Below are 4,246 nucleotides of genomic sequence, written 5' to 3'. Positions count from 1 at the left end.
CTGAAAGCCATGGCAGATATTGCGGCAGACTTTTCCACGCGACAGCGCCGTTACTCTCGGCCTGTGCGTCCCACCGGTCAAAAATCGTCTCGGCCAGGCGAAAGCACCGTAACCGGTGTGCCACTCACACCTTGACCGAATCCTTAACCCACACGCCGACCGTGCGGCATTTGCCAACTTCATTCACCCTAACTGCAGAGTACTCGATTGAGTGAAGCGCTACATAGCGTCGCCACCATAACCGTATCGGAATTGCATTTCTTCGTCCTTAACTCGTTTTTCGATTAGCATTAGAAAGGCCTCCGCATTTGGAACCGGCAAATGCCGGAGCATGAGAACGAGCCGAATGTTTTCCCTAGCCGTGTCGGGATGCCTGAGCCGGAACACCTCACTTGTCGCGACGCTGATGCACTCTTCTATCTTTCTCTCCAGGATATCCATGTGAAAGGTGATGATTTCTTCGTCCGACCATTTGTGAAAGAAAAGAGCCTGGTCGGCCGTCCATGGAAGTGTATCATTGACGACCATCCGAACGTGGTTGTTCGAATAGGGCACTTCCAAGACGAGATCGGCAATGCCCTCAAAGGTGGCGCAGTCAAGGTTTGTCATGGGATCGCGTTGCTACGTGTCAAATGCCGCCAATGAGCAAATAGGGGCGGTGTTGAATTACTGACCGTACGCGGTTGTCGAACCTGTCAAGGAACGTCAGAAGTGCTTTCCGATTGAACTGATGTTTGCGCGGCATCAATCCGGCATACAGGACGTATTTGTCGATGATTGCGGTCAGGGGCGCATTCCCCCTCACGTCACGCCGGAGTTCGTCAAGTCGAGGGAGAATATCGAGCCAGATATCTCTCGCTATCCATGTGGTGCCCCAATGACGATAGGCTCTCGACCAATCAGGGAAGGACTGAGCGACCGAGCCCTCGATGAATAGAAAAGCTTCTTCTCGTATGTTGAATGCGGTCGAGTCAGACCGATCATAATCATACTTGCCGCAAAAATCGTGGTCGCAAGGGATGAAGTCGAAGGTGAGCCCGCCTTGCGGCCCATCAACAAGGCTATAGTCAATTGACATAAGAAAGCGGACAACGCGTGCCGCACCTAGAGTGATCACCCGCGTTAGCAGCAAGGCTGTTAGAAATCAACTCTTGCATTAAGCCAGCAGCGAGGGGCCGATTGCTATCTATAACCCTTCAGAAGCACGGTTCATGTCGCAGCCGCATGATTCCAGGGTAACAGGTCATCGATCCGGTTTTGCTTGTGGCCGTTGACGATGGCGGTCAGCGTGGCGGTCAGATAAGCCAGCGGATCGACGGCATTGAGTTTGCAGGTCTCGATGAGTGAGGCGACGGTGGCCCAGTTCTCAGCTCCCACGTCATGCCCCGCGAAGAGTGCGTTCTTTCGATTCAGAGCAATCGGTTTCTCCTTAGAGCGAACCGGCACTGCCGGACTTGCCGGCGCCTGTGCCGACACTGTTGGGATCGACGTTGATCTTGCCGGGGCCGGTGCCGAAACCCGATGCCGAATTCCACGGTCTATGAGGTGTAGGCGCTATCGCCCTCTATTGTCCGGAAGTTCAATCTTTTCAGCCTTCACACCATCGTAGCGGAAAACATGCCGATCGCCGATGAGCCAGAGGCACTCATCTGTGACGCTATCTATCTGCTGAATGACGGTTTTGTCGTCCAGTCCCGCTGATGCATCGCTTACAACCTCAAATTTACTGCCGTTAAATTTCCTAAGCCCGGCCGTCGTACCGACATAGATCTCGCCACGAAACTCCCGAACCGAATAAAACGTGATCGCAGCATTGGATTCGTACGCCACGGCAAAACCGCTTCGTGCATTGCCAATCAAAAGCGTCTGATAGTAGCCGACGATCAGCACCCGGTCGTGGCTGACGCAATGAATATCAAGCAAATGTTCGCCTGTCGGAGAAGAAAGCAAAGCGAGATGAGAGCCGTCAAAATATCCGATTAAGCCCCTGAGGCCGCATACATAGACATCACGTTCAGACGAGCCATCGACCCGCGTGAAGTCGGGACTTTCCTTTCCGAGAGCAATTCTGTCCTCTGCGCCGCGGGGGTCTTCGCCGGCGAATTCGCCGATACCGAGTTCCTTTCGCATTCTGCGCTCGGACTTATCGCGCAATCCTCCATCGACGGCCTCCCAACCGTCAGTCGAGCGCCTATAAAGTTGGCCACCGAGACCGCATGCGAAAAGGATTTCGCCTGCTTCCTGAATGCTGCGCAGGGAGCCGTAGGCATTTTTCCCCGGATCGACGTCTTCGCTCAGGTGCTCAGTCGAGTTTAAAATTTCCACACGGCCTTCTTCGGAAAGGAAGCAGCCAGCTCGCAAGACCACTCCGAGAGGGCGGCGCAGACAGGCTGAAACAACGGTTTCCCCGGCCCAATCCTGATAGGTGAAGCGGGTCTGGCTGTCGAGGTTGAGGTAGAAAATTCGGGTCACCGGATTGTCTAAGCCGGACGTCTCGTCCGGAAAGCCGACAATGATCAAAAAGCGACTCGAGACCGCAAATCCATTGCCGAGCGAGACCGGCGCACCTGGAGTCGACATACTATTTCCCTGCGGTCCGTTAGTTCCACTACCGTTATCAAGACGATCTTTGCCTCAGCGAGATTAACAAGCCCTCCCGCTGCCACGTCTTCACGGTGCGGATAGTAATCGCGCGGGATGCTCATGCCGTCGTCCCACCGCAATCGTCATACATCGCCTTGGCTGAATCAGCGCTGCTTGAAGCATGACCTCCGCCATCTTCTCGCGGATTTCGAGGCTAGTCGCCTTCTGCAATGCGAAGTTGATCTAGTGACCAACCATAGGATCGGAACACCGCGGTCCGAGACGATCACGGCGTCGTCCAGAAAACTCCAATCGCCTGCATCAACCCAACTAATCAAATCTTCGAAGCCACTTCCGGGTTTCTTCAATCTTGTCGTATGGTTCCGGCAGGATAAAGAGGCCTCGCCGATAATCCTCGAAACGAACGGGCTTCAGGACTTCCGCGACACGGCGATAATCGTCGAGAACCAGGCCACGGTTGATATCGCCCAGTTGCGGCTCGCTGCCTGCCTGAATAATCAGGCCGCCGTCGAACCCGTGGATCGGGCAAGTCTCGCCCAGCTTTTCAGCGAGCGTGCGCTGTCCTCCCAGCTTCTCGACAATCTCGTTGTTAATGACGGTCAGCCAATTGATCGACTTGATCTGCCGGCCATCGCCTAGGTCGGACTCGACTTCGAAATGAAGTGGATCGGAAAAATCCAGTCCCGGAAAGCGTTTGAGTGGAGGCAGAATGGTCTCTGCCACAGAATTACTGCCGGCAAAAACTCCATGCTCGATCAAAAGACTATAGCCCGCGCTGCCATGCAGTATCTCGACCGATGATGCCCACCGCTTCGTAAGATCGAGCAATACCTCATAGCCGCGCTCTGCAACTAAGGATGCCGGAAAATAGGCGCAGATCATCGATCGCCCAAGCGGGCTCATGGGAGCAGGACCGGCACTCTTGAAAGAAATGCTCAAAGGTGTCGGCTCATCGACAACTTTCTTGCCGGGATATCCGAACACCATGGCATCCATGGGCTCGGATGAACTCAGCTCCCGCGCCATATTTTCATAATAGTTCAGGTAATCGCTGCCAGTGATTTTCGTCAGGCGGCTCGCATTCAGCTTGAGAAAATGCGACAACGCGTCCGTAAACAGCGCATGATATTGACGGAGCATGTCGCAGAGTATCAGTCTGGTTCGGCTTTCGCTTCCGCCTAGAAAGAACAGCTCGACCGCAAAACCAATGCGAGTCTCCACAAAACCATGGCCATTGGCAAATGAGAAGCCGTCGATCTGAGCGGCGAGTTCCTTGTTAAATGCATTGCGTCAGAAATACCTCGCTGCGTTGCAAGTGTTGTTGCTGTCCCGGGTCCCAAAGTGCGCCCCGCGTGCGACCGCTCCGCACCGCTGTTGCGCCAGCTCAGGCGGCGACGTCTTTGTCGGACGCCAAAGCTTGGCCAGACATAGCTTGGAATATCTATCGCATGTCGTTACCGAACCGAAACGATCCTCCCTATCGCCTTTGATTTTTGTAATTGAGATAAAACCCGAATAAGAAAAGTCCTGCACAGAGGATCAGGATCGAGATGTTCTGGAGCGTCAGATCGGCCTTTGAAAAAAGAAATGCAGAAAGAAGGCCGACTCCGGTGCAAATTCCGAGGCAATCCGCCCCCTGATT

General features: G+C 54.1%; 4 protein-coding genes and 1 pseudogene. All 5 read right to left on the bottom strand.

Going from position 1 to position 4,246, the window contains the following annotated elements:
- Nucleotides 1-219: 219 nt before the first annotated feature.
- Nucleotides 220-609, bottom strand: a complete 390-nt coding sequence (locus CO655_RS32835; protein ID WP_097607181.1) for a DUF6572 domain-containing protein — start codon at nucleotides 607-609, stop codon at nucleotides 220-222.
- A gap of 19 nt (nucleotides 610-628) precedes the next feature.
- The gene (locus tag CO655_RS32830) at nucleotides 629-1,078 is read right to left on the bottom strand and encodes a hypothetical protein (protein WP_141514395.1); all 450 of its coding nucleotides are present in this window, start codon (nucleotides 1,076-1,078) and stop codon (nucleotides 629-631) included.
- A gap of 131 nt (nucleotides 1,079-1,209) precedes the next feature.
- Nucleotides 1,210-1,425, bottom strand: a pseudogene (locus CO655_RS32825) (transposase domain-containing protein); the annotation flags it as partial.
- A gap of 129 nt (nucleotides 1,426-1,554) precedes the next feature.
- Nucleotides 1,555-2,580, bottom strand: coding sequence for a hypothetical protein (locus tag CO655_RS32820; RefSeq protein ID WP_097607182.1), 1,026 nt, complete (start codon nucleotides 2,578-2,580; stop codon nucleotides 1,555-1,557).
- A gap of 333 nt (nucleotides 2,581-2,913) precedes the next feature.
- Entirely contained in the window at nucleotides 2,914-3,825 is a 912-nt protein-coding gene (locus CO655_RS32815; protein WP_141514394.1) for a type VI immunity family protein, read from the bottom strand.
- Nucleotides 3,826-4,246 lie beyond the last annotated feature (421 nt).

Source organism: Rhizobium sp. M1 (assembly GCF_002531805.1).
GTDB lineage: Bacteria > Pseudomonadota > Alphaproteobacteria > Rhizobiales > Rhizobiaceae > Rhizobium > Rhizobium etli_C.
This window is presented reverse-complemented; position numbering and strand designations above follow the sequence as displayed.

Coding starts and splice junctions, on each gene's coding strand:
- CO655_RS32820 (WP_097607182.1), bottom strand. CDS start 2,580: ATGTCGACTCCAGGTGCGCCGGTCTCGCTCGGCAATGGATTTGCGGTC.
- CO655_RS32835 (WP_097607181.1), bottom strand. CDS start 609: ATGACAAACCTTGACTGCGCCACCTTTGAGGGCATTGCCGATCTCGTC.
- CO655_RS32830 (WP_141514395.1), bottom strand. CDS start 1,078: ATGTCAATTGACTATAGCCTTGTTGATGGGCCGCAAGGCGGGCTCACC.